Here is a 20,358-nt window from a genome sequence, read left to right as displayed (position 1 = left end):
GTCACCAACCTCTTACGTACGCCGAATGTAGTCCCGGACCCGCGCAAGGTTCACCTCCACCGATTCCACCCCGTCCACCACCAACTGCCCCCACCCCAACCGGGGGTACTCACTCCGCATCCGCACCACGTGATCCCATAACCGAGAACTCCACAGGCGCGGGTCGTTCGACCACTAGCTGTCGTCTCAAACAACCGTTCACAACGGTGCCGTTCGGGCTATTAGGAGGGGAGTGAGGGTGGTCCAGCCTAGGGAGGTGTAGAGGGGGTGGCCTTCGGGGGAGGCGGAGAGGTGGGCGGTGGTGGTGTGGCGGGCTACGGCGTGGGTGGCGAGGGTGGTCATGACGGCGCGGGCCAGGCCGCGGCGGCGGTGGGCGGGGTCGGTCTGGATCATGTCGGCGACGGCTCCGGTGTGCAGGACCGACATCCGGCCGGAGGCGGCGAGTTCGCCGTACCCGTAGATCTGTACGTCGATCAGCGACGGCCCGCCGGTGACCTCGACGGCGTACGGCGCCGGCACCGGGTGGAGTGCCTGCTCCGGAAGGGAGATCGTCATCAGCCACTCGGTCCGGACGATGTCGAGCGGCAGCAGCTCGGCCGCCAGCCGTTCGGGTTCGGCGGTCGCGATCGTCAGCCACGACGTACCGGGCGGGTTGCGGTCGGTCAGCGCGAGATGCGCCGCGGCCGCGGCGTTCCGTTCGGTCGCGACGTACGAGACCCGGCGCTGCGGTTCGCCGATCAGCACCACCGTCACGTCGTCGACGCGCTGCGCGTCGTTCCACCCGCGGGCGGCCGACCATCCGCGCTGCCAACGAGTCAGGGCTTCGTCGTGCATGCGATCCATCGAACAACGACGAAGGTTCACCCGGCGGGGACTTTGGTCGGACGCGACCGCGCCACGGATCGGCTTGACTGGCTGACATGGACACCCAGGGCGGCCCGACCGAACTCCGTGAACGCGCCCTCGGCCCCGACCTCGCCCGCGGTTTCATGCTGCTGTTCATCGCGCTGGCCAACTCGCACTACTTCGTCGCCGGCACCGCGTACTTCGGCGGCTTCCCGACCGACGGGTCGCCGCTCGACCGGATCCTCGGCACGCTGATCGCGACGTTCGTCGACGGCCGCGCATTCCCGATGTTCGGCGTCCTCTTCGGGTACGGCGTCGCCCAGATCGTCCGCCGCCAACACGAGACCGGCAACGACGACCGGGGTATCCGCAAGCTGCTCTGGCGCCGCAGCCTGGTCCTGATCGTGCTCGGGTTCGCGCACGCGATGCTGCTCTACGTCGGCGACATCCTCGCGGCGTACGGCGTCCTGCTGTTCCTCGGCGTGGTGGTCCTGCGCTGGAAGGACCGCTGGCTGTTCGTCCTCGCCGCGTTCGTCCTGGTTCTCACCGCACTCCCGAGCAACGACGCGCTCTCCGCGTCCGCCGACGGCCCCGACCCGTCGATGCTGCCGACCAGCTTCCTCGACCAGTTCGCCGAGCGGATCACCGTGCAGCCGGTCATCGCCGGCCTCGGCTGGATCGGCTTCGTCACGCCGTTCCTGATCGGCCTCTGGGCCGGCCGCCGCCGCATCCTCGAACGCCCCGCCGAGCACCTCACCCTGCTCCGTACGACGGCCCTGCTCGGCATCTCGACCGCGGTCGCCGGCGCACTGCCGATGTCGCTCGTCGTCGGCGGCGTCCTGACCCGGCCGAGCGACCACGCGCTGACGATCCTCGGACCGTTGCACGACGCAACCGGTGTGTTCGGCGGCTTCGGGTACGCCGCGTTGCTGGTGCTGGTCGCCCACCGGGTCGGCGAGCGACCGATCACCCGCGCGATCGCCGCCGTCGGGCAGCGGTCGCTCACGTGCTACCTGTCGCAGTCGATCGTCTGGGCCGTGGTGTTCACGCCGTACCTGCTCGATCTCTCGGACACGCTGACCACCACCACGACCGCACTCCTGGCGGTCGCGACCTGGCTCGGGACCGTACTGCTGGCCGACCGGATGCGCCGTGCGAACTACCGCGGCCCGTTCGAGCTGCTGATCCGCCGCATCACCTACGGACGGCCCGCGAAGCTCACTTCCGCGTGAAGCTCAGGTGGGTGACGCCGCCGGGCGACGACACGGCCTCGATGTCGAAGCTCTGCTCGAGCGACTCCTGGTCGTCCCACACCCGCACCCCGCGCCCGAGCACGATCGGCACTACGGCCAGGTGCATGTAGTCGACCAGCCCCGCGGCCAGGAACTCGCGGATCACCGTCGCCCCACCACCCAGCCGTACGTCGGCATCACCCGCCGCCGCACGCGCCTGCGCCAGCACCTCGGCAGGCGTCGCGTCGACGAAGTGGAACGTCGTACCGCCCGCCATCTCCACCGACTGGCGCGGCCGGTGGGTGAGGACGAAGACCGGCGAGTGGTACGGCGGGTTCGGACCCCACCATCCCGTCCAGTCGGAGTCGTCCTGCCAGCCGGGCGGTCCGAACTTGTTGGCGCCCATGATCTCGGCGCCGATCCCGGGCTCGTGCTGCTCCGCGAACGCGTTGTCGACGCCCTGTGTACCGCCGGACTTGCCGCCCATCGCGTGGAAGAACCGCGTGCCGACGAGCCACTCGTGGAGCCGTTCGCCGGCGTGACCGAACGGCGCCTCCCTGGACTGGCCCTCGCCGGTGCCGAACCCGTCCAGGGAGATCGAGAAGTTGTGAATCCGAACCTGCGACATGTGAGTGCTCCTCCGTCTGGGTGCTGTCACCCACCAGTCGGAGCACCCACCGTCACTTTGACATCAAAGCACCGCGGCCACCCGGTCCCGCAGTTCCGGAAGGCGCGCGTAGAAGACGTCGCCGGGGCACTGGGTCGTGTTGTAGTCGCGGTGCCCGACGATCGCGGTGTGCGGGTCGAGGCCGTACTTCGTGCACAGCCAGGCGCACGTCAGCACGGACGTGTCGAACAACGCCGTCGTCGGGTTCGCGTCGACGTAGATGCCCTCGTGCTCGATCCCGATCGTGTGGCTGTTGTTGTTCGCGGTCTGCGCGCCGAGCACGTTCTTGCCGTTGTTGATCGCGGACAACGACTGGCTGCGGCCCTCCATCAGGAAGCCGCCGCGGCTGATCGTGAGCTGGTTGCCGATGTCGATCCAGCCGTTGGTGTCCATGTGCAGGTCCTGGATCCAGTGCTGGACCTTGTACGCCGCCGCCAGCGAGTAGTCGGTGACGTTCGGGCTCGCGGTGTGGTGGATGACGATGTGGTCGGGCTTGCCGATCACCTGGGTGGGGGACTTGGGTGGGCGCGCCGACCACTCGGTGCGCGTGTAGCATCGCGGCGCCGGCGCCGCCTGTGCTGTTGTCGGCAGGGTGATGCCGCCGAGCAGTACGCCGCCGGCGGTAGCGCCGAGCAGGGTACGCCGGGACATCCGGGCACGTTGGATATTTTCTGGGGCGGTCATGTATAGGAAAATTCCCTACGTACGGGACCTCCAAACCGGAATGGTGTAATGGCGGGCGTGACGGACGGTGAACAGGTGCGACTGGGGCGGGTCGGCAAGGCGGTACGGATCCTGGTCGCGGTCGCCGGCATCGGTCTGCTGATCAACGGATCGGTCCGCGCCAGCGACGACGCCTGGCCGTTCGGCCCGATGTCGCAGTACGCGATGTCGGTCCCGGACGACGCCAAGATCGACTACACCCGGATCAGCGCGGTCACGGACGCCGGTACGACTGTCGACGTACCGCTGAACATCGAGGGTGCCGGGGTCGCGCGTGCCGAGATCGAGGCCCGGGCCGGGGAGATCCAGAAGAACCCGACGCTGCTCCAGCAGGTCGCGGACGGATGGGCGCGCAAGCACCCGGACAAGCCGAAGTACCTGAAGCTGCAACTGATCCGCGACACGACCCAGCTGGTGGACGGCCGCGTCGACGGACCGCCGACCTCGCAGGTGCTGGCCACGTGGGAGGCCGGCCGATGAGCTTCTTCACCCCCGCGATCGCGATGGCCCGGATCGCCTGGCTGCGGACGGTCCTGTACCTGTTCGTGATCCTCGACATGCACGCGTTCGTCCGCGACACCCGCGACAAGGGCGAGCACCCCGGGCTGTACCAACCGTTGCTGCTGGCCCGTTTGCTCGACCTCCCGAAGCCCTCGGTCGCCAACACCACCGCGCTGTACGTCGTCCTCATCGTCGCCTGCCTGATCGCCGCCACGAACCGGTTCCCGCGGATCGCGGGGTGGATCGTCGCGCCCGCGTTCACCTGGTGGGTACTGATCGGGATGAGCGACGGCAAGGTCGACCACGACCACCTCGCACTCGTGATCGCGTTGTGGGTGCTGCCGACGGTCGGCCGCGCGTCGTACGGCGACCAGACCACGTCGGAGGCCGCCGGCTGGGTGATCCGGTGCGTCCAGCTCTGCGTGATCGCGACGTACTTCCTGTCCGCGGTCGCGAAACTGCGCAGTGCGGGATGGGCGCTGACCTGGCCCGGGAGCGCCGTACTCACGTGGGCGATCGTGCGGCGCCCGCATCCGGTCGGGGAGTGGTTGCTGCACTATCCGTGGATGCTGCACGTGATGCAGTGGGTCGGCATCATCGGGGAGTTCTGCTCGCCGGTGATCCTCTGGCTCAAGGGCCGCTGGCAACTGTTCGGGGCGCTTTTCTTCCTCGGGTTCCACGCGGCGAACACGGCGATCCTGCTGATCCACTTCCTGCCGACGGTGGTCTGCTGGCTGGCGTTCGCGCCGCTGGAGCGGATCGTGCCGTGGTGGCAGGCCCGGCGTTCAGGCCGCGATGCCCGAGAGGCCGAAGACCAGCCCGAACACGGCCGGCAGGCCGAGCAGCAGGCCGGCGCGTAGCTTGAACCGGCGCCCGCCGGGGCCCGGGGTCCGGACGACCCGGGACAGCACGGCACCGGCGTACCCGAAGACCAGGGCGGCGAGCAGGATCTGCCGGGTCGGCAGGTCGGTGGCGTCCTGATGCCGGAGCCCGAGCGTCACCAGCCCAGGGCAGCAGAACGCGACCATGCCGAACCCGAGCTCCGGGATCGGCAGCCACCGGCGGCCGAGGACGTCCCGTTCGGCCGGTCGTTTCCGGCGCAGCGACTGGACGAACCGCGCGGTGCTGACGATCAGGTCGCTGAGGCACAGTACGCCGGCCACGATCAGGGCGGCATGGAAGATCGTCTGCACGAACAGACACGCTAGGCCCTGAACGGTGCGCTGTCCGGCTGGGCACGTAACGTCTGCTTAACAAGCGCGGGGCACACTGTGAGAAGTCTCCGCAGACCCGGACGAGAGGTGGACTGATGGACAAGCAGCAGGAGTTCGTGCTGCGCGCGCTGGAGGAGCGCGACGTACGCTTCGTGCGGCTCTGGTTCACCGACGTGCTCGGGTTCCTGAAGTCGGTCGCGGTGGCGCCGGCCGAGCTGGAGAGCGCGTTCGCCGAGGGGCTCGGGTTCGACGGGTCGGCGATCGAGGGGTTTGCCCGGGTGACCGAGGCGGACATGCTGGCCAAGCCGGACCCGTCGACGTTCCAGATCCTGCCCTGGCGCGGCGAGACGATGGGCACCGCGCGGATGTTCTGCGACATCAACATGCCGGACGGGTCCGCGTCGTTCGCCGACCCGCGGCACGTGCTGAAGCGGACGCTGTCGAAGGCCGCCGACCTCGGGTTCACGTTCTACACGCACCCGGAGATCGAGTTCTACCTGTTCAAGTCGCTGACCGGCGCGCCCGGGACGACACCGGAGCCGGTCGACTCGTCGGGGTACTTCGACCACACGCCACAGGGGATCGGCAACGACTTCCGCCGCGAGGCGATCACGATGCTCGAGTCGATGGGCATCTCGGTCGAGTTCAGCCACCACGAGGGCGGCCCGGGCCAGCAGGAGATCGACCTGCGGTACGCCGACGCGCTGTCGACCGCCGACAACATCATGACGTTCCGCGTCGTGGTGAAGGAGGTGGCGCTCTCGCAGGGCATCTACGCGTCGTTCATGCCGAAGCCGCTGTCCGACCAGCCGGGCTCCGGGATGCACACCCACATGTCGCTGTTCGAGGGCGACCGGAACGCGTTCTTCGAGGGCGGCGCGCAGTACCAGCTGTCCAAGACCGGGCGGGCGTTCATCGCCGGGCTGCTGCACCACGCGGGCGAGATCACCGCGGTCACCAACCAGTGGGTGAACTCGTACAAGCGGCTCGCGGTCGGCGACGAGGCGCCGTCGTTCGTGTCCTGGGGGCACAACAACCGCTCCGCTCTGGTCCGGGTGCCGATGTACAAGCCGCACAAGGGCCAGTCGTCGCGGGTCGAGTTCCGCTCGCTGGACTCGGCGGCGAACCCGTACCTCGCGTTCGCGCTGATGCTCGCCGCCGGCCTGAAGGGGATCGAGGAGGGGTACGAACTGCCCGCGGAGGTCGAGGAGGACATCTGGTCCCTCACGTCCCGCGAACGCAAGGCCCTCGGGATCAAGCCGCTGCCGGGCAGCCTGGCGGAGGCGATCAGCGCGATGGAGGACAGCGAACTGGTCGCCGAGACCCTCGGCGAGCACGTCTTCGACTTCTTCCTCCGGAACAAGCGCGCCGAGTGGCAGGACTACCGCCGCCAGGTCACCCCGTTCGAGCTGAACAAGCTACTGCCGGTCCTCTAGGCCGCGTCGACCTTGAACGGGTCGTGTTCGGTGAGGAGTTTGTCGAGGCGGGCCTGGTCGACGCGGCTGCTGACCTCGGAGACCTCCTGGCGGTCGCGGACCACCTTGCAGAGCACGACCGTCGAGGTGACGACGTACAGCAGTCCGAGGCTGAGGAAAGCACGCACCCACGGCGCGGCCGGGAGGTAGACCAGGCCGATCGCCATCGCGGTCAGCGAGATGCCGAACGAGGCGACGGCCTGGGCGTAGAACGCTGCGGTCTGCTGGGGCTGGATGCGTTTCGTCATGCACCGATCGTCGGGCCTGCCACCGGCCGGCGCATGAGCAGAATCACTCAGCCAGCTGCAGGTCCGAGCCGTGCGTCGACGTCCAGCGGGCGGCCGCGGTGGAGTGCCGGTACGGCGGTTCCGCGGGCGGCGGTACGTCGGTGTCGTACTGGACCACCGGGTAGTCCGGTACGGCGGCCACGACCGGCGTACCGTCGTCGGCCAGCGCGGTGACCTCCTCGACGGTGAGCAGCCCGACCGGGCGCACGCCTTCGGTGATCACCACGATGCAGCCGGGGATCACCTGCTGGGCGCGGTTCCCCTTGCCGGGCACGAGAATCCCCTCGGCCGGCGTCCGCCAGGCGCCGGGCGCGAACCGGCGCAGCGCGACCCCGGCCTGCCCGTCGTCGGGGGTCCGCGGCGGCAGATACGCTGTCGCGGTGTAGTCGTAGTCGTAGTCCGGATCCGGCGGCCCGGACACGCGTCCGCCCTGCTGGGGCGTCAACCACACCACCGTGCCGCGCACGGCGAGCGACCCCGTCATCATGACCATGAACAGCCATCATGCCGACTACTCAGCGAATCCGCTACACGACACCGTGTATTGCCTGCAATCCAGTTGAGACTTTCTCCGGCCGCCGGTTCGGCCGGCCGTGCGGTTGGGTAGCCTGCGGGGGTGGCTGAGGGTCGGAGAGGGTCGTGGGAGGGACGGCTGGTCCGGCTCGGGTTCGAGGACCCGCGGCGGGCGGCCGGCATGCTGGAGAACCTGGACGGCCTCGACTCGCACAGCCCGATGGCGACCGAGCAGCTGATCACGACGCTCTCGGAGTCCGCCGACCCGGACCTCGCGCTGCTCGGGCTCTGCACGATGGCCGAGGCGCTGCACCGGCACGGGCACGACATCGCCGCGTTCGCCCGCACGCTCGAGATGGACGCCGACTTCCGCCGCCGGCTGATCTTCGTGCTCGGCGCCAGCGAGGCGCTCGGCCGGCACCTCAGCGTGCATCCGCGGCACTGGTACGACCTCGCCGACCCGGCACTCGCCGCCGCCCGGCCGACCCTTGACGACGTCGCGGCCCGGCTCGCCACCGCGATCGACGCGGACAGCCCGATCGACGCGCTCCGGGTCGAGTACCGGCGGCTGCTGCTCCGGCTCGCCGCCCGTGACCTCGCCGAGGGCCTGCTCGTCGACGAGGTCGCCGCCGTGCTCGCGGACCTGGCCGGCGGCGCGCTGCAGACCGCCCTGCACATCGCCCGGAACGAGTACTTCGCCGCGCACCCCGGCGCCGCCGACTGCCGGCTCGCGATCATTGCCATGGGCAAGTGTGGTGGCCGGGAGCTCAACTACGTCAGCGATGTCGACGTACTGTTCGTCGCCGAACCGCTGGAGGGCGACCCGGAGGCGCCCGCGCTGAAGACCGCGACCCAGCTGGCCGCGGCCACGATGCGGATCTGCTCGGCGCACACCGGCGAAGGCACGCTCTGGCCGGTCGACGCGGCCCTCCGGCCCGAGGGCAAGTCCGGTCCGCTTGTCCGCACCCTCGACAGCCACCTCGCGTACTACCAGCGCTGGGCGAAGACCTGGGAGTTCCAGGCGCTGCTCAAGGCCCGCCCGGTCGCCGGCGACGCCGCGCTCGGCCGCGAGTACTCCGAGAAGATCGGCTGCCTGGCCTGGTCCGCCGCGGACCGGGCGGGGTTCGTCGACGACGTCCAGGCGATGCGCCGGCGCGTCATCGACCACATCCCGGCCGCGGACGTCGACCGGCAGCTGAAGCTCGGCCCGGGTGGGCTGCGCGACGTCGAGTTCGCCGTACAGCTCCTGCAACTGGTGCACGGCCGCAGCGACGAGTCGGTCCGCAGCGGTACGACGCTGGTCGCCCTGGAGGCCCTGACCAAGAGCGGGTACGTCGGCCGCACGGACGGCGCCGTACTCGCGGACGCGTACCGCTTCCTCCGGTCGATGGAGCACCGCATCCAGCTGTACCGCCTGCGCCGTACCCATCAGGTCCCCGACGACGAGGCCGACCTGCGCCGGCTCGGGCGCTCGCTCGGCTTCACGAAGAACCCGGTCACCGACCTCACCGCCGCGTGGAAGAAGCACGCGCTCGAGGTACGCCGCCTGCACGAGAAGCTGTTCTACCGCCCCCTCCTCGCCGCGGTCGCGCGCATTCCGGGGGACGAAGTACGGCTGACGCCCGAGGCGGCGAAGCAGCGGCTGACGGCCCTCGGGTACGTCGATCCCGCTTCGGCGCTGCGGCACATCGAGGCGCTGTCCGAAGGGGTGTCGCGGCGCTCGTCGATCCAGCGGGCGTTGCTGCCCGCGATGCTCGGCTGGTTCGCGGAGTCGCCGCACCCGGACGCCGGACTGCTGGCGTTCCGGACGATCTCCGACGCGCTCGGCTCCACGCCCTGGTACCTGCGTCAGCTCCGCGACGAGGGCGCGTCCGCCGAGCGGCTCGCACACCTGCTGGCCAGCGGCCGGTACGCCGTCGACCTGCTGCAACGCGCGCCCGAGGCGACCGCGATGCTTGCCGACGAACGTGAGCTGACGCCCCGGACCCAGGAGGCGCTGCTGACCGAGATGTCCGCGGCCGCGCGCCGCCAGGACTCGCCGGAGGCGGCCGTTGCGGCGATCCGGGCGGTGCGACGCCGGGAACTGTTCCGGATCGCGGCCGCCGACCTGTCCGGGCTGCTGGACGTGGAGGCGGTGGGGGAGGCGCTCACCGTCACCTCGGTCGGCACGCTGACGACCGCGCTCGAGGTCGCGCGCAAGGCGGTCGCGAAGGGCGAGCCGGAGCCGACCCGGATGTCGATCGTGGCGATGGGGCGGTTCGGCGGGCACGAGCTCGGGTACGGCAGCGACGCCGACGTGATGTTCGTCCACGATCCGCTGCCGGGCGCGGACGAGAAGCAGGCGACCGACTTCGCGACCCAGGCGGCGACCGAGCTGCGCCGGATGCTCGCGCTGCCCGGGGCCGATCCGGCGGTCGCGATCGACGCGGACCTGCGCCCCGAAGGCCGGCAGGGACCGCTGGTCCGGACGCTCGCGTCGTACGCCTCGTACTACGCCCGCTGGTCGGCCGTCTGGGAAGCGCAGGCGCTGCTCCGGGCCGATCCGTTGTGTGGCGACGCGGAGCTGTGCAAGTCGTTCCGCGACCTGATCGACCCGCTGCGCTACCCGGAGAACGGGATCAGCGAGCGGGACGTGCTGGAGATCCGCCGGATCAAGGCACGCGTCGACGCCGAACGCCTGCCGCGCGGCGCCGACCCGGCCACCCACACCAAGCTCGGCCGCGGCGGGCTGGCCGACATCGAGTGGACCGTCCAGCTCCTCCAGCTCCGCGAGGCGCACCGCGTGCCGACCCTCCGGACCGCCCGCACGCTCCGCGCCCTCCGGGCCGGCGTCGAGGCGCACCTCGTCGATCCGTCCGAGGCAGACACGCTGAGTGCCGCGTGGCAGCTGGCGAGCCGGATCCGGAACGCGATCATGCTGGTCCGCGCCCGCCCCGGCGACTCGCTCCCGCAGGACCCGCGCGACCTGGCCGCGGTCGCCCGCATCTGCGGCTACCCGCCCGGCGAGTCCGGCCGCTTCGCCGACGACTACCTCCGCACCACCCGCCGTGCTCACAACACGGTCGCCCACCTCTTCTGGGACGACTGACCCGTAAAGACGAACAGGTAGTACTCCTGTTCCGGTGCCGTTCTGAGCACGTCTCCCGCCTGCGCCCGCGCGCCGGAACCGACTACTACCTGTTCGTCTTCACGCAGCACTGACAGGCAACCTTTTAGTTACCTATTGTCGGAGTCGTGGAGCTGGTGTTCAAGGCGTTGGCCGACGAGGGGCGGCGCCGGTTGCTGGATGCTCTGCGGGAGCGGAACGGGCAGAGCCTGCAGGAGCTGTGTGAGCTGCTGCCCGAGCTGACCCGGCAGGGCGTGACCAAGCACCTGCGGATCCTCGAGGACGCGAACCTCGTGGTCACGGTCAGGCGCGGCCGGCACAAGCTCCACTACCTGAACCCGGTACCGATCAACGAGATCGCCGAACGGTGGCTGAGCAACTACGAGCGCGACAAGCTGCGCGCCCTCAGCGCACTGAAGGCAGCCCTGGAGGAGAACCGATGAGCAAACCCGCGATGATCCACGTGACCTACATCGAAACGAGCCCGGAGAAGTTGTGGGAGGCCCTCACCTCGGGGGCGTTCACCCAGCAGTACTGGTTCGGCCGCCGGATCGAGTCCGACTGGACCGTCGGCTCGCCGGTCCGGTTCTACGACAGCGCCGACGACAGCCTCACCGACTCCGGCGAGGTCCTGGTGTACGACGAGCCGAAGACGCTCGCGTACACCTTCAAGAACGAGGTCTCCGCCGGGGAGCAGGTCCCCGGCCGGGTCACGTTCACGATCGAGCCGCGCAGCGCGACGGTCGTGAAGCTCGAGGTCGTCCACGACCAGATCGCCGAGGACACCGTCGAGGGCTGGCGCAACGGCTGGGGCCCGATCCTGGCCAACCTGAAGACCTACCTGGAGACCGGCCGCACCCTGCAGCTATAGAATCCACCTGGTGGGAGCGACGGACCAGGTCAGGCAAGCGGGCGTGTTCAGCACCGTCCGCCGCAGTGTGCGGATGACGGCCGGGCAGAAGCGTGTCTGGCAGTCGCACTGGTCCGAGCTCGGCCGGACGCAGGAAGACCTGCCGCCCGGCGTCCTCGACCTCGCCGACTGGTTCCGGCGGGACGCGCCGACGGTGCTGGAGATCGGTTCCGGGATGGGTGAGGCGACGGCGCAGCTGGCCGTCGCCGCGCCCGAGGTGAACCACCTGGCCGCGGAGGTCTACCCGGCCGGCCTCGGGCAGCTGATGCTCTGGGTGGAGAAGTACGACCTCGAGAACGTCCGCCTGCTGCAGGGCGACGCGCTCGACTTCCTGCGCGACCACGTCGCCCCGGGCGCGCTGGCCGGCGTACGGATCTACTTCCCGGACCCGTGGCCGAAGAAGCGGCACCACAAGCGCCGCCTGGTCACGGCGCCGTTCGTCGCGCTGGTCGCGTCCCGCCTGCAGCCCGGCGGAACGTTGCACCTGGCAACGGACTGGGCGGACTACGCCGACCGGATGCTGGCGATCGGCACGGCCGAGCCGTCGCTGCGCAACTCCTACGACGGCTGGGCGCCACGTCCCGAATGGCGCCCCGTCACCAAGTTCGAGTCGCGCGCCCAGGCGGAAGGCCGCGACGTCCGCGACCTCCTGTTCACGAAGCGGACCGACTCGTGAACGACCACGGCCCGGCGCCGACGGTGTAAACCGTGTACCCGTCGGCGTACGCCGAGTCGCCCGCGAACGCCCGAGGTACCGCCTCGACGTCCGCTGCCCCGTCCGACGGGACGTACACCTCGGCCGTCGTACCGACCGGGACCTGCACGTCCAGCGAGAGCACGCTCCCGGTCTGCTGCCACGCGACCGCCACCGTCCCGCGGATCGTCTCGGTGCGGATGCTCGCCGAATCCACCTCGGCGCGCGCGTCCGGCCGTACGACGATCCGCTCGCAGCCGGCGTCGACCACCCGCAGCCCAGCGACGTTCTCGAAGATCCACTGCACGACCGTGCCCTGGAAGTAGTGGTTGCGCGACCGCGAGTCGTCCTCCCACTTCTCCCACATGGTGTCCGCGCCGAGGTCGAACCAGTACCCCCAGCTCGGGTAGCTGCGCTGCAGCGCGACCTTCGTCGCCACGTCGCCGTACCCGTGCGCGGTCAGCACCGGCAGCAGGACGCCGACACCGAGACACCCGGTGTTCAGATGGAACCCGCGCGCCTCGACGTCCGCGGCCAGTCCGGCGGCGACCCGGTCGACGAGTTCCTCCGGCACGATCCCGAACGCCAGCGGGACCGCGTTCGAGGTCTGCCGGTAGTCCGGGTCGTCGGCCGACCGGTACCGCCCGGCCGAGCGGTCCAGGAACGCCCGGTTCAGCCCGTCCGCGAGTTCACCCGCCGCCTTGCGGTATTCGTTGGGCTCGCCAATCACCGAGCCGATCTCGGCCGCCACCACGCACGCCCGGTAGAGGTACGCCGTACCCGTCAGCCGCCGGTCCTCCGGTGCCGGGCCGTCGCCGAACCCGGGCGGCAACCAGTCGCCGAGCACGCTCACCGACAGCCCGTCCTCGACCCGGTCCAGCTCCCAGGCGAGGTACCGGGTGAGCGAGTCCCAGTGCTCGCGCAGCAGCCGGTCGTCGCCGTACCAGCGGTACATCTCGCGGAGCAGGAACGGGTACACCGTCGGCCACTCGGTCGCGGGGGAGAGGTCGGTGAAGCCCCACCCGCTGGTCGGTACGATGACCGGCAGCTGACCGGAATCCGCCTGGCTGTCGCGGATGTCGCCGAGCCATTTGGTGAAGAACCGGGCCAGGTCGAGCGTCGCGAGCATCGTCGGCGTACCGACCTGCGCGTCGCCGGTCCAGCCGTTCTTCTCGAAGTACGGCGTGTCCGTCGGGATCCCGTGCAGGTTGCTGAGGATCGTCCGCCGCATCGCGTGCTCGAACTGCTCGTACGGCGGCTGCGACGAGGCGAAGCTGGTCACCGACGCGACGTCGGAGTTCACCACCCGCATCCGCAACCGGGCAGGCGCCCCTTCGAGCTGCACGTACCGGAAGCCCTTGTAGGAGAACCGCGACTCCCAGGTCTCGACGCCGGTACCGGCCGCGATGTACTCGTCGCGCTGGATCCGGTCGCCGTCGACGTGCACGTTCCAGGCCGCCACGTTGCCGTCGGCAACCGTCTCGCCGTGCGTCAGGGTGATCGTGGTGCCGGCCGCCGCGGTCACCTCCAGCTTGGTCCACCCGGCGACGGTGCGGCCGAGGTCCGCGATCCAGACGCCCGGCCGGACCTCGGTGACCTCGACCGGGTCGACCGTCTCGATCACCCGGATCGGCTCGTGGGCCTGCGCCCGCAACGTCCCGCGAGGTGCCTCGACCACCGAGGCCGTGGACCACGTCGAGTCGTCGAACCCGGGCGCGTCCCACCCGGCCAGTGCGCGGCGGGCGTCGTACGTCTCGCCGGTGTACAGCGAGTCGGACAGCGTCGGCCCGCCGGTGATCCGCCACTCCTCGTCGCTGACGACCTCGGCCACGCGGCCGTCGTCGTACTCGATCACCAGCCGCGCGATCAGTCGCGGGTCGGCCGTCCACGGGGTGTCGTGCCAGCGCCAGACGTTCACCGAGGTCAGCCCGAAGAACCCGCGGCCGAGCTCGGCCCCCACCACGTTGTCGCCCGGCCGCAGCAGGCCGGTCACGTCGTGCGTACCATACAGTACGGTATGGTCGTACGCCGTGAAGCCGGGATCGAGGACCGCGTCGCTGACCGCCTGCCCGTTCAGCCGTAGGTCGGCGTAGCCGAGGCCGCTCGCGTACAGCCGCGCCCGCCGGACCGTCCCGTCGACCGCGAACCCGCGCCGGAGCAGCGGCGCGCTCTCGGTCGCTCCGCCGATCCAGGCAGCGTCGCCGAACCCCTCGGCGAGCAGCCCGGTCTCGAACCAGGACGGCTCGGCCCAGTCGCCCTCGTTCAGCCGGACGGTCCAGTAGTACCGCGTCCGTGCCGCGGCCGGTCCGTCGTACGCGATCCCGAAGGTCCGCGCCGACTCGACCTTGCCCGAGTCCCACACGTCGGCCTGTTCCGGCGTCAGCAACTCCGGCGCGGACGCGACCAGCACCTGGTAGGACGTCTGCGTGGCGCCGTACCCGGGTGCGTCGGCGACCCAGCTGAAGCGCGGGCGCGGTACGTCGACGCCCAGCGGCTGAACGGCGTACTCGGTCTTGAGAGAGCGGGGAGTCAGCACGCTGACGACCGTATGAGCGCCCTCGCCGCGGTTCAACCCTTGTGACCGCATCCGGCATTCGATTTCTCGTCTCACATCGCGAAACCAGAGCAGGTTGCTTGACTTTGTCCGCTTTCATAGTCCTATGCAGCTCATCGCGAACGCGCCCGGAGACGCCCTCACCCGGCGCCGGCACGTCGATCTGCTGCGCGTGAACTCGGCAGGTTGTTGACCGGCGGCGCCGCTCCAGCCCCCGTCACAACCACCTCCGAGACCAAAGGGTCCCTCGTGCGTATCTCCGCCATTCGCCCGTTCCGCCTGCTCGCCGCCACCCTCGCACTCACCGCTGCCGCCGCCGGTTGCTCCCGTGCCGGTGGCAGCGACGCCACCCAGGCCGCCTCGTCCGACAAGGGCCCCGCGACCGAGCTGCGGCTCGGCTACTTCCCGAACGTCACCCACGCCGCGGCGCTGGTCGGCCTCGGCAAGGGCCTGTTCGCCAAGGAGCTCGGTAACACCAAGCTCGTCCCGACGAAGTTCAACGCTGGCCCCGAAGAAGTCGGAGCGCTGCTCGGCGGGTCGCTGGACGCGGGCTTCATCGGCTCCGGCCCCGCGATCAACGCGTACGCGAAGTCGAACGGCGAGGCGGTCCGGCTGATCGCCGGTACGACGTCCGGCGGCGCGCAGCTCGTGGTGAAGCCGTCGATCACCAAGCCCGCGGACCTGATCGGCAAGACCGTCGTGACGCCGCAGCTCGGCAACACCCAGGACGTGTCGCTGAAGAAGTGGCTCGCCGGGCAGAACCTCACCGGCAAGGTAAAGGTCACGAACCTGGAGAACGCGCAGACGCTCGACGCCTTCAAGAAGGGTGACGTGGACGCGGCCTGGCTGCCCGAGCCGTGGTCGTCCCGGCTCGTCCTGGACGCTGGCGCGAAGGTCCTGCTCGACGAGGCGTCGCTGTGGCCGAACGGGAAGTTCCCGACCACCGTGCTGATCGTCCGTACGCAGTTCCTGCAGGAACACCCGCAGACCGTGAAGGCCCTGCTGACCGGGCTGGTCGCCGCGATCGACTTCAGTACGGCGAACACCGCCGACGCGAAGACCGTCGTGAACGCGCAGCTGAAGGCGGCGACCGGCAAGGCGTTGAAGCCGGCCGTCATCGACCGCGCGTTCGAGCACATCCAGATCACCGCGGACCCGGTCGCGAGCACGTTCCCGCAGCTGGCCAAGGACCAGGTCACCGCGGGCATCGCCAAGCAGGCGCCGAACGTCGCCGGCTTCGCGGACCTCGGCCCGCTGAACGAAGTACTCGCCAAAGCAGGCAAGCCTGCCGTCGACGCCGCCGGCCTCGACGCGAAGTAGGGGAGTGGGGACATGACCGTGATTCTGGACGCGCCGCCGGAGCAGCTCAGCCCGGTGCGGTTTCACCAAGTGGGCAAGGCGTTCGGCAGCGGCCGCAAGGCGGTGGTCGCGCTGGACGGCGTCGACCTCGAGGTGCGCGGCGGCGAGTTCGTCTGCCTGCTCGGCGCGTCCGGGTGCGGCAAGTCCACGCTGCTGAACCTGGTCGCCGGACTCGACCGGCCGACGGCCGGGACGATCGAGCTGAACTCGTCGCGACCGGCCGTCGTGTTCCAGGAGGCCGCCCTGATGCCGTGGCTGACCGCGGCCGGGAACGTCGAGCTTCCGCTCCGGATGGCGGGCGTACCGAAGGCGCAGCGGCGCGCGAAGGCAGCCGAGCTGCTGGAACTCGTACGACTCAAGGGTCTTGGGGACAAGCGCCCGCACGAGCTGTCCGGTGGCATGCGGCAACGAGTCGCTCTCGCCCGTGCGCTCGCCTCGACCACCGACAGTGCGGACGCGGGCAAGCCGTCATTGCTGCTAATGGACGAGCCGTTCTCCGCGCTGGACGCGATCACGCGCGACGTCCTGCAGGGCGAACTGCTGCGCATCTGGCGCGCCACCGGTACGGCGATCCTGTTCGTCACGCACGACGTCCGCGAGGCCGTACGGCTCGGGCAACGCGTCGTACTCCTCTCGTCGCGGCCCGGGCGTGTGGTCCGCGAATGGGACGTCGAGGACACGCCCGAGGCGGTCGACGAGATCAACACCGCGCTGCGAAAGGTGATCAGCAGCCATGCCGCAGCTTGACCTGCACGAGGAGGACGCGGTCGAGGCGGGCCTCGACGCGCTCGACACACCGGTCCACGCGGTCGAGGGTTCACGGCTCCGCCGGATCGCAGCCCGCGTCCTCCCGCCGGTCGGCGCGGTGGTCGTGTTCGTGGCGATCTGGCAGGCGTTGTGGGCGGCGGCGTTCTGGCCCGAGTACAAGCTGCCCGCGCCGGCCGCGGTGTGGAGCCAGATCTGGCAGCTCCTGTCCAGCGGCGACATCCTCGGGCTGTTCTGGGTGTCCGTGCACCGGGCCGTGATCGGGTTCGCGTTCTCGCTGCTGATTGCCGTACCGCTCGGGCTCGCGATCGCGAACCTGCAGGTGGTACGCCGTGGCATCGGGCCGCTCGTCTCCGGACTGCAGAGCCTGCCGTCGGTGGCCTGGGTACCGGCCGCGATCCTGTGGTTCGGGATCAACGACCGGGCGATCTACTGGGTCGTGCTGCTCGGCGCGGTGCCGTCGATCGCGAACGGGCTGGTGTCCGGGCTCGACCAGGTGCCGCCGATCCTGCCGCGGGTCGGCAAGGCCCTCGGCGCCGGGCGCTGGGGCGGCATCCGGTACATCCTGCTGCCCGCCGCGCTGCCCGGGTTCCTCGGCGGACTCAAGCAGGGCTGGGCGTTCTCGTGGCGTTCGCTGATGGCGGCGGAACTGATCGCGACCTCGCCGGAGCTCGGCGAGGGCCTCGGCCAGTTCCTGCACAACGGCATGTCGCTGTCCGACATCTCGATGGTGTTCGCCGGCATCGTGCTGATCTTCGTGGTCGGCGTCGGCATCGAACTGCTCGTCTTCCGGCCGCTCGAGAACAGCGTCCTCCGCGCGCGGGGACTCACCGCTTCCGCACGCTGAGACACCACGGGCCGTACTGTTGGACCGTGGTTCGATTCCTGCCGTTCCTGATCAGCCTCGTACTGACCGTGTACGCGCTGTTCTCCTGCATCCAGACGCCCGACGAGGACGTGCCGCACCTGCCGAAGCTGGTGTGGATCATCCTGATCGTGTTCGTCCCGTTCGCCGGGCCGATCGTCTGGCTGCTGATGTCCCGTGCCCAGGTCAGCAGTCCGGAGGCCGCCGTACGACGGCCCGCGTCGCCACCGGCCGCGCGGCCGATGGCGCCCGACGACGATCCGGACTTCCTCAAGTCGCTGGACCGCTACCGGGACCCGCGGACGACCGTGCAGCCGCCGGAGCCCGAGGAGAAGCCCAAGGACGTCGACCCGGACACCGACGCAGACGACGGTAAGGCCTGATTTTCACAGGCCTCACAGTCTCGGCGAGGAGGGGGTTAGGCGGACTTCCGGTGCTCGGGCAGGACGGTGTTGTCGCGCTCGGACTCCGTGGTGCCGCCCCAGACGCCGTACGGCTCACCGACCGACAGCGCGTGCTGCCGGCACTCGGGCTGGACCGGGCAGGTGCCGCAGAGCGACTTGGCCACCATCTCGCGAGCGCGTTTGCGAACGCCACGCTCCGATTCGGGTGAGAAGAAGAGCTCCGGGTTGACGTCCCGGCATGCGGCTTGCGACTGCCAATCCCACAGATCCATGAGCGGGCGGGGCAGGCGAGGCATCCCTCTCGACATGGCAACCTCCTTGACTCACCGTGAGCGCGGACGGGCGCTCGGTGAAAACTATGCTCATCTCTTACGTAGTTCAACCCTTGTTGTCTCGAAGTTCGGGCGCATCGTTATCGCGGCGAGCCAACACGGGCCCGTCGCGGGCCGTAATCGGCGGTTTTCAGGCGGAAAGCGTGTTCACGTCATCAAGAGATGTGACATAGGTCACTTTATCGGTGCAAAGTCGTCTGCACGTGCAGATGCCCAGGCGCCGTTTCAGGCGGGGTTTTCAGGCCTCGTAGCGGTAGTACTCGTGGGCTCCGTGCGCGAGGTCCTTCGCGCCGGTCAAGGCCCGGATCACGGTCGCGTGCGTGACGACGAGTACCGGTCCGTCGGTGCTGGCGGTGTGCCGGGCGAGGGCGTCGAGGGCGCGTTCGCGGACCCGGGACAGCGGCTCCCACGGGCGCTGGATGCCTTCCGGCCACTCACCGTCGTACGCCTCGAACTCGGCCTGCGCGGCGCGGACGTCGGCGGCGCTGCGCCAGAGGCCGGTGTGGTCCGGCAGCCAGTCGCGGAGTTCGTGGTCGACCTTGACGCCGAGCGCGAGCCGGTGGCCGATGATCGCGGCGCTGTGCAGGGCCCGGGTGAACGGCGAGCTGACCAGGTACGTCGCGCGGATGCCGGACAGCAGGTCCGCGAGGTCCTCGGCCTGCTTCATCCCGACGGCGGTGAGCGGCGCGGAGTCGGCCGCCATCCCCGGCCAGCCGCGGGAGTCGATCGGCGCGTAGTCCGGCTCACCGTGCCGGACCAGGTAGAGCTGCGTCACGGGCATGGGCGCTGCCTCTGGTGGATCTGGATCACGGCCACGTTCTACCTCAGATGTCGGGCCCCCGCCCATCCACGAGGGTGGCCGGGCGGCGGCGTGAGCGGATCTGGGACTGCGTTCGCGGACTGGACCCGATGGAGTTCCTCGAACAGGTTGCCCGGCGGCCTCGGAGCGTCGATCCAGCGGATCTCCGTCGCGCCCTGGTGACCGTGCACGGCCAGGATGGACTCGACGTTCGGCCAGACGGCTGTCGCCGGGTTGTCACCGCGCCAGCGCAGGGCCACCGAACCGTCGGTGAACTCACACCCTTCCGCCACCACACCCGTCCCCGACACACCACTGGGATCCCGGTACCGAACCAGCTCGAAGGTCCGCGGCCTCACCACCTGTTGCAACTCCCCGCTGTCTCGACCCGTCTTGCAGCAGTCAACGAAACCGAACGCAGGTGGTTACTGCCCGGCAACTTTCCGCACCATGAACATCCGCTCCACCGGGTCGAGCCCGAACGCCGTCTCCGCCGCCCGGATCCGCACCAGCCCCGGCGTCAACGCCTCGTCCGGAAGTTCCTCGAAACCCAGCCGCGCGTAGTACGGCCCGTTCCACGGCACGTGCCGGAACGTGCTCAACGTCAGTAGCTGGTATCCGCGTCCGGCCGCCCACGTGTCGACGTACCCGATCAACCGCCGCCCGATCCCGTGCCCCTGCTGCTCCGGGCGCACGCTGACCTGCTCGATGTGCACGCCGTCGTCGACCAGTTCGACGAGCACGAACCCGACCGGCCGGTCCGCCGCGTCGGCCGCCACCCAGAGCCGCCCGTCGGCGCGCGCCCTCGAACACCTCCAGCGCGGGCGGCGGGTGTTCCGCGACGTCGGTCATCCCGATCTCCCGGAACAGCACGCCGGCGGCGAGTTCGAGGTCCTGGAGGGCGGGGAGTTCGTCTCGGTGGGTGGTACGGATGTTCATGGGTGCTATTGTCCTTGGTGTGAAGCGCAGCTATTGGCGATTTTTTGAGTGGCCGGCCTTGGTGCCGGGCGACTCAGCCGATCGCTGACGCCCACCGCAGACACCAGAGCCGGCACGAAGGCAAGGACGACCGTCCTTGCCTTTTCTCGTATCTCCAGCCGGCTGACTGCGCT

Annotated in this window: 22 protein-coding genes and 1 pseudogene; 13 read left to right on the top strand and 10 right to left on the bottom strand. The window is 70.0% G+C overall.

Features of this window, described 5'->3' with window-relative positions:
* Positions 1 to 198: 198 nt before the first annotated feature.
* A complete protein-coding gene (locus tag ACFV9C_RS29445; protein ID WP_380198763.1) occupies positions 199 to 834 on the bottom strand; it encodes a GNAT family N-acetyltransferase in 636 nt (211 codons plus the stop codon).
* A gap of 86 nt (positions 835 to 920) precedes the next feature.
* Here ACFV9C_RS29445 and ACFV9C_RS29440 point away from each other — a divergent pair, with 86 nt between their 5' ends.
* Positions 921 to 2,078: a DUF418 domain-containing protein gene (locus tag ACFV9C_RS29440; protein ID WP_380198762.1), complete on the top strand. Its 1,158-nt coding sequence runs from the start codon at positions 921 to 923 to the stop codon at positions 2,076 to 2,078.
* Here the strand turns inward: ACFV9C_RS29440 and ACFV9C_RS29435 are convergent.
* Positions 2,065 to 2,706 carry a dihydrofolate reductase family protein gene (locus ACFV9C_RS29435; RefSeq protein ID WP_380198761.1) on the bottom strand — a complete coding sequence of 214 codons (642 nt, stop codon included), beginning with the start codon at positions 2,704 to 2,706 and terminating at the stop codon, positions 2,065 to 2,067. The two genes, ACFV9C_RS29440 and ACFV9C_RS29435, sit on opposite strands and share 14 nt — an antisense overlap.
* 63 nt (positions 2,707 to 2,769) lie before the next feature.
* On the bottom strand, positions 2,770 to 3,396 hold the full coding sequence (locus ACFV9C_RS29430; RefSeq protein WP_380198760.1) for a peptidoglycan recognition family protein: 627 nt from the start codon (positions 3,394 to 3,396) through the stop codon (positions 2,770 to 2,772).
* 81 nt (positions 3,397 to 3,477) lie between these two features.
* Between ACFV9C_RS29430 and ACFV9C_RS29425 the strand changes: the two genes are divergently transcribed.
* The gene (locus tag ACFV9C_RS29425) at positions 3,478 to 3,948 is read left to right on the top strand and encodes a hypothetical protein (RefSeq protein ID WP_380198759.1); all 471 of its coding nucleotides are present in this window, start codon (positions 3,478 to 3,480) and stop codon (positions 3,946 to 3,948) included.
* On the top strand, positions 3,945 to 4,829 hold the full coding sequence (locus ACFV9C_RS29420) for a hypothetical protein (protein WP_380198758.1): 885 nt from the start codon (positions 3,945 to 3,947) through the stop codon (positions 4,827 to 4,829). The genes ACFV9C_RS29425 and ACFV9C_RS29420 overlap by 4 nt, the downstream gene beginning before the upstream one ends.
* Here ACFV9C_RS29420 and ACFV9C_RS29415 read toward each other — a convergent pair.
* Entirely contained in the window at positions 4,755 to 5,162 is a 408-nt protein-coding gene (locus tag ACFV9C_RS29415) for a hypothetical protein (RefSeq protein ID WP_380198757.1), read from the bottom strand. The two genes, ACFV9C_RS29420 and ACFV9C_RS29415, sit on opposite strands and share 75 nt — an antisense overlap.
* 116 nt (positions 5,163 to 5,278) lie before the next feature.
* Between ACFV9C_RS29415 and glnA the strand changes: the two genes are divergently transcribed.
* Positions 5,279 to 6,619 (top strand): type I glutamate--ammonia ligase, encoded by a 1,341-nt coding sequence (glnA, locus tag ACFV9C_RS29410; RefSeq protein WP_380198756.1) that lies wholly within the window; start codon positions 5,279 to 5,281, stop codon positions 6,617 to 6,619.
* Here the strand turns inward: glnA and ACFV9C_RS29405 are convergent.
* Complete coding sequence (locus ACFV9C_RS29405) at positions 6,616 to 6,906, bottom strand: YiaA/YiaB family inner membrane protein (protein WP_380198755.1); 291 nt, start codon at positions 6,904 to 6,906, stop codon at positions 6,616 to 6,618. The two genes, glnA and ACFV9C_RS29405, sit on opposite strands and share 4 nt — an antisense overlap.
* Positions 6,907 to 6,949: 43 nt before the next feature.
* On the bottom strand, positions 6,950 to 7,438 hold the full coding sequence (locus ACFV9C_RS29400; RefSeq protein ID WP_380198754.1) for a hypothetical protein: 489 nt from the start codon (positions 7,436 to 7,438) through the stop codon (positions 6,950 to 6,952).
* Positions 7,439 to 7,639: 201 nt separating this feature from the next.
* Between ACFV9C_RS29400 and ACFV9C_RS29395 the strand changes: the two genes are divergently transcribed.
* From ACFV9C_RS29395 to trmB, 4 genes are all read left to right on the top strand, one after another.
* A complete protein-coding gene (locus ACFV9C_RS29395) occupies positions 7,640 to 10,546 on the top strand; it encodes a bifunctional [glutamine synthetase] adenylyltransferase/[glutamine synthetase]-adenylyl-L-tyrosine phosphorylase (RefSeq protein ID WP_380198784.1) in 2,907 nt (968 codons plus the stop codon).
* Positions 10,547 to 10,692: 146 nt separating this feature from the next.
* Positions 10,693 to 11,007 carry an ArsR/SmtB family transcription factor gene (locus tag ACFV9C_RS29390; RefSeq protein WP_380198753.1) on the top strand — a complete coding sequence of 105 codons (315 nt, stop codon included), beginning with the start codon at positions 10,693 to 10,695 and terminating at the stop codon, positions 11,005 to 11,007.
* Positions 11,004 to 11,435: an SRPBCC family protein gene (locus ACFV9C_RS29385; RefSeq protein WP_380198752.1), complete on the top strand. Its 432-nt coding sequence runs from the start codon at positions 11,004 to 11,006 to the stop codon at positions 11,433 to 11,435. The genes ACFV9C_RS29390 and ACFV9C_RS29385 overlap by 4 nt, the downstream gene beginning before the upstream one ends.
* 10 nt (positions 11,436 to 11,445) lie before the next feature.
* Complete coding sequence (gene trmB, locus ACFV9C_RS29380) at positions 11,446 to 12,150, top strand: tRNA (guanosine(46)-N7)-methyltransferase TrmB (protein ID WP_380198751.1); 705 nt, start codon at positions 11,446 to 11,448, stop codon at positions 12,148 to 12,150.
* On the opposite strand, the gene ACFV9C_RS29375 is transcribed toward trmB, so the two are convergent.
* Complete coding sequence (locus tag ACFV9C_RS29375) at positions 12,128 to 14,704, bottom strand: family 78 glycoside hydrolase catalytic domain (RefSeq protein WP_380198750.1); 2,577 nt, start codon at positions 14,702 to 14,704, stop codon at positions 12,128 to 12,130. The two genes, trmB and ACFV9C_RS29375, sit on opposite strands and share 23 nt — an antisense overlap.
* 124 nt (positions 14,705 to 14,828) lie before the next feature.
* On the opposite strand from ACFV9C_RS29375, the gene ACFV9C_RS29370 reads away from it, so the two are divergent.
* From ACFV9C_RS29370 to ACFV9C_RS29350, 5 genes are read left to right on the top strand one after another with little or no spacing between them, the layout of a single operon-like run.
* Positions 14,829 to 14,915, top strand: a complete 87-nt coding sequence (locus ACFV9C_RS29370; protein ID WP_380198783.1) for a putative leader peptide — start codon at positions 14,829 to 14,831, stop codon at positions 14,913 to 14,915.
* 56 nt (positions 14,916 to 14,971) lie between these two features.
* The gene (locus ACFV9C_RS29365) at positions 14,972 to 16,042 is read left to right on the top strand and encodes an ABC transporter substrate-binding protein (protein WP_380198749.1); all 1,071 of its coding nucleotides are present in this window, start codon (positions 14,972 to 14,974) and stop codon (positions 16,040 to 16,042) included.
* A 12-nt stretch (positions 16,043 to 16,054) separates the two neighbouring features.
* Positions 16,055 to 16,828, top strand: coding sequence for an ABC transporter ATP-binding protein (locus ACFV9C_RS29360; RefSeq protein WP_380198748.1), 774 nt, complete (start codon positions 16,055 to 16,057; stop codon positions 16,826 to 16,828).
* Positions 16,815 to 17,693 carry an ABC transporter permease gene (locus ACFV9C_RS29355; protein WP_380198747.1) on the top strand — a complete coding sequence of 293 codons (879 nt, stop codon included), beginning with the start codon at positions 16,815 to 16,817 and terminating at the stop codon, positions 17,691 to 17,693. Before ACFV9C_RS29360 ends, ACFV9C_RS29355 begins: the two co-directional genes overlap by 14 nt.
* Positions 17,694 to 17,719: 26 nt before the next feature.
* Complete coding sequence (locus ACFV9C_RS29350; protein WP_380198746.1) at positions 17,720 to 18,094, top strand: PLD nuclease N-terminal domain-containing protein; 375 nt, start codon at positions 17,720 to 17,722, stop codon at positions 18,092 to 18,094.
* A gap of 35 nt (positions 18,095 to 18,129) precedes the next feature.
* On the opposite strand, the gene ACFV9C_RS29345 is transcribed toward ACFV9C_RS29350, so the two are convergent.
* The 3 genes and pseudogenes from ACFV9C_RS29345 to ACFV9C_RS29335 all read right to left on the bottom strand — a co-directional run.
* A complete protein-coding gene (locus ACFV9C_RS29345; RefSeq protein WP_134097793.1) occupies positions 18,130 to 18,423 on the bottom strand; it encodes a WhiB family transcriptional regulator in 294 nt (97 codons plus the stop codon).
* A 262-nt stretch (positions 18,424 to 18,685) separates the two neighbouring features.
* On the bottom strand, positions 18,686 to 19,228 hold the full coding sequence (locus tag ACFV9C_RS29340; RefSeq protein ID WP_380198745.1) for a histidine phosphatase family protein: 543 nt from the start codon (positions 19,226 to 19,228) through the stop codon (positions 18,686 to 18,688).
* Between the two features lie 443 nt (positions 19,229 to 19,671).
* Positions 19,672 to 20,040 (bottom strand): annotated as a pseudogene (locus ACFV9C_RS29335) (GNAT family N-acetyltransferase); the annotation flags it as partial.
* Positions 20,041 to 20,358 lie beyond the last annotated feature (318 nt).

This window comes from Kribbella sp. NPDC059898, assembly GCF_042730855.1.
GTDB lineage: Bacteria > Actinomycetota > Actinomycetes > Propionibacteriales > Kribbellaceae > Kribbella.
The sequence above is the reverse complement of the archived record's forward strand: the minus strand, read 5'-3'. Positions and strand labels throughout refer to the sequence as shown.

Excerpts from the sequence above, each read along its gene's own strand:
- glnA (WP_380198756.1), top strand. The coding sequence starts at position 5,279 with ATGGACAAGCAGCAGGAGTTCGTGCTGCGCGCGCTGGAGGAGCGCGAC.
- ACFV9C_RS29400 (WP_380198754.1), bottom strand. The coding sequence starts at position 7,438 with ATGGTCATGATGACGGGGTCGCTCGCCGTGCGCGGCACGGTGGTGTGG.
- ACFV9C_RS29445 (WP_380198763.1), bottom strand. The coding sequence starts at position 834 with ATGCACGACGAAGCCCTGACTCGTTGGCAGCGCGGATGGTCGGCCGCC.
- ACFV9C_RS29385 (WP_380198752.1), top strand. The coding sequence starts at position 11,004 with ATGAGCAAACCCGCGATGATCCACGTGACCTACATCGAAACGAGCCCG.
- ACFV9C_RS29405 (WP_380198755.1), bottom strand. The coding sequence starts at position 6,906 with ATGACGAAACGCATCCAGCCCCAGCAGACCGCAGCGTTCTACGCCCAG.
- ACFV9C_RS29395 (WP_380198784.1), top strand. The coding sequence starts at position 7,640 with ATGCTGGAGAACCTGGACGGCCTCGACTCGCACAGCCCGATGGCGACC.
- ACFV9C_RS29355 (WP_380198747.1), top strand. The coding sequence starts at position 16,815 with ATGCCGCAGCTTGACCTGCACGAGGAGGACGCGGTCGAGGCGGGCCTC.
- ACFV9C_RS29420 (WP_380198758.1), top strand. The coding sequence starts at position 3,945 with ATGAGCTTCTTCACCCCCGCGATCGCGATGGCCCGGATCGCCTGGCTG.
- ACFV9C_RS29370 (WP_380198783.1), top strand. The coding sequence starts at position 14,829 with ATGCAGCTCATCGCGAACGCGCCCGGAGACGCCCTCACCCGGCGCCGG.
- ACFV9C_RS29360 (WP_380198748.1), top strand. The coding sequence starts at position 16,055 with ATGACCGTGATTCTGGACGCGCCGCCGGAGCAGCTCAGCCCGGTGCGG.
- ACFV9C_RS29425 (WP_380198759.1), top strand. The coding sequence starts at position 3,478 with ATGGCGGGCGTGACGGACGGTGAACAGGTGCGACTGGGGCGGGTCGGC.
- ACFV9C_RS29440 (WP_380198762.1), top strand. The coding sequence starts at position 921 with ATGGACACCCAGGGCGGCCCGACCGAACTCCGTGAACGCGCCCTCGGC.
- ACFV9C_RS29345 (WP_134097793.1), bottom strand. The coding sequence starts at position 18,423 with ATGTCGAGAGGGATGCCTCGCCTGCCCCGCCCGCTCATGGATCTGTGG.
- ACFV9C_RS29435 (WP_380198761.1), bottom strand. The coding sequence starts at position 2,706 with ATGTCGCAGGTTCGGATTCACAACTTCTCGATCTCCCTGGACGGGTTC.
- ACFV9C_RS29340 (WP_380198745.1), bottom strand. The coding sequence starts at position 19,228 with ATGCCCGTGACGCAGCTCTACCTGGTCCGGCACGGTGAGCCGGACTAC.
- ACFV9C_RS29430 (WP_380198760.1), bottom strand. The coding sequence starts at position 3,396 with ATGTCCCGGCGTACCCTGCTCGGCGCTACCGCCGGCGGCGTACTGCTC.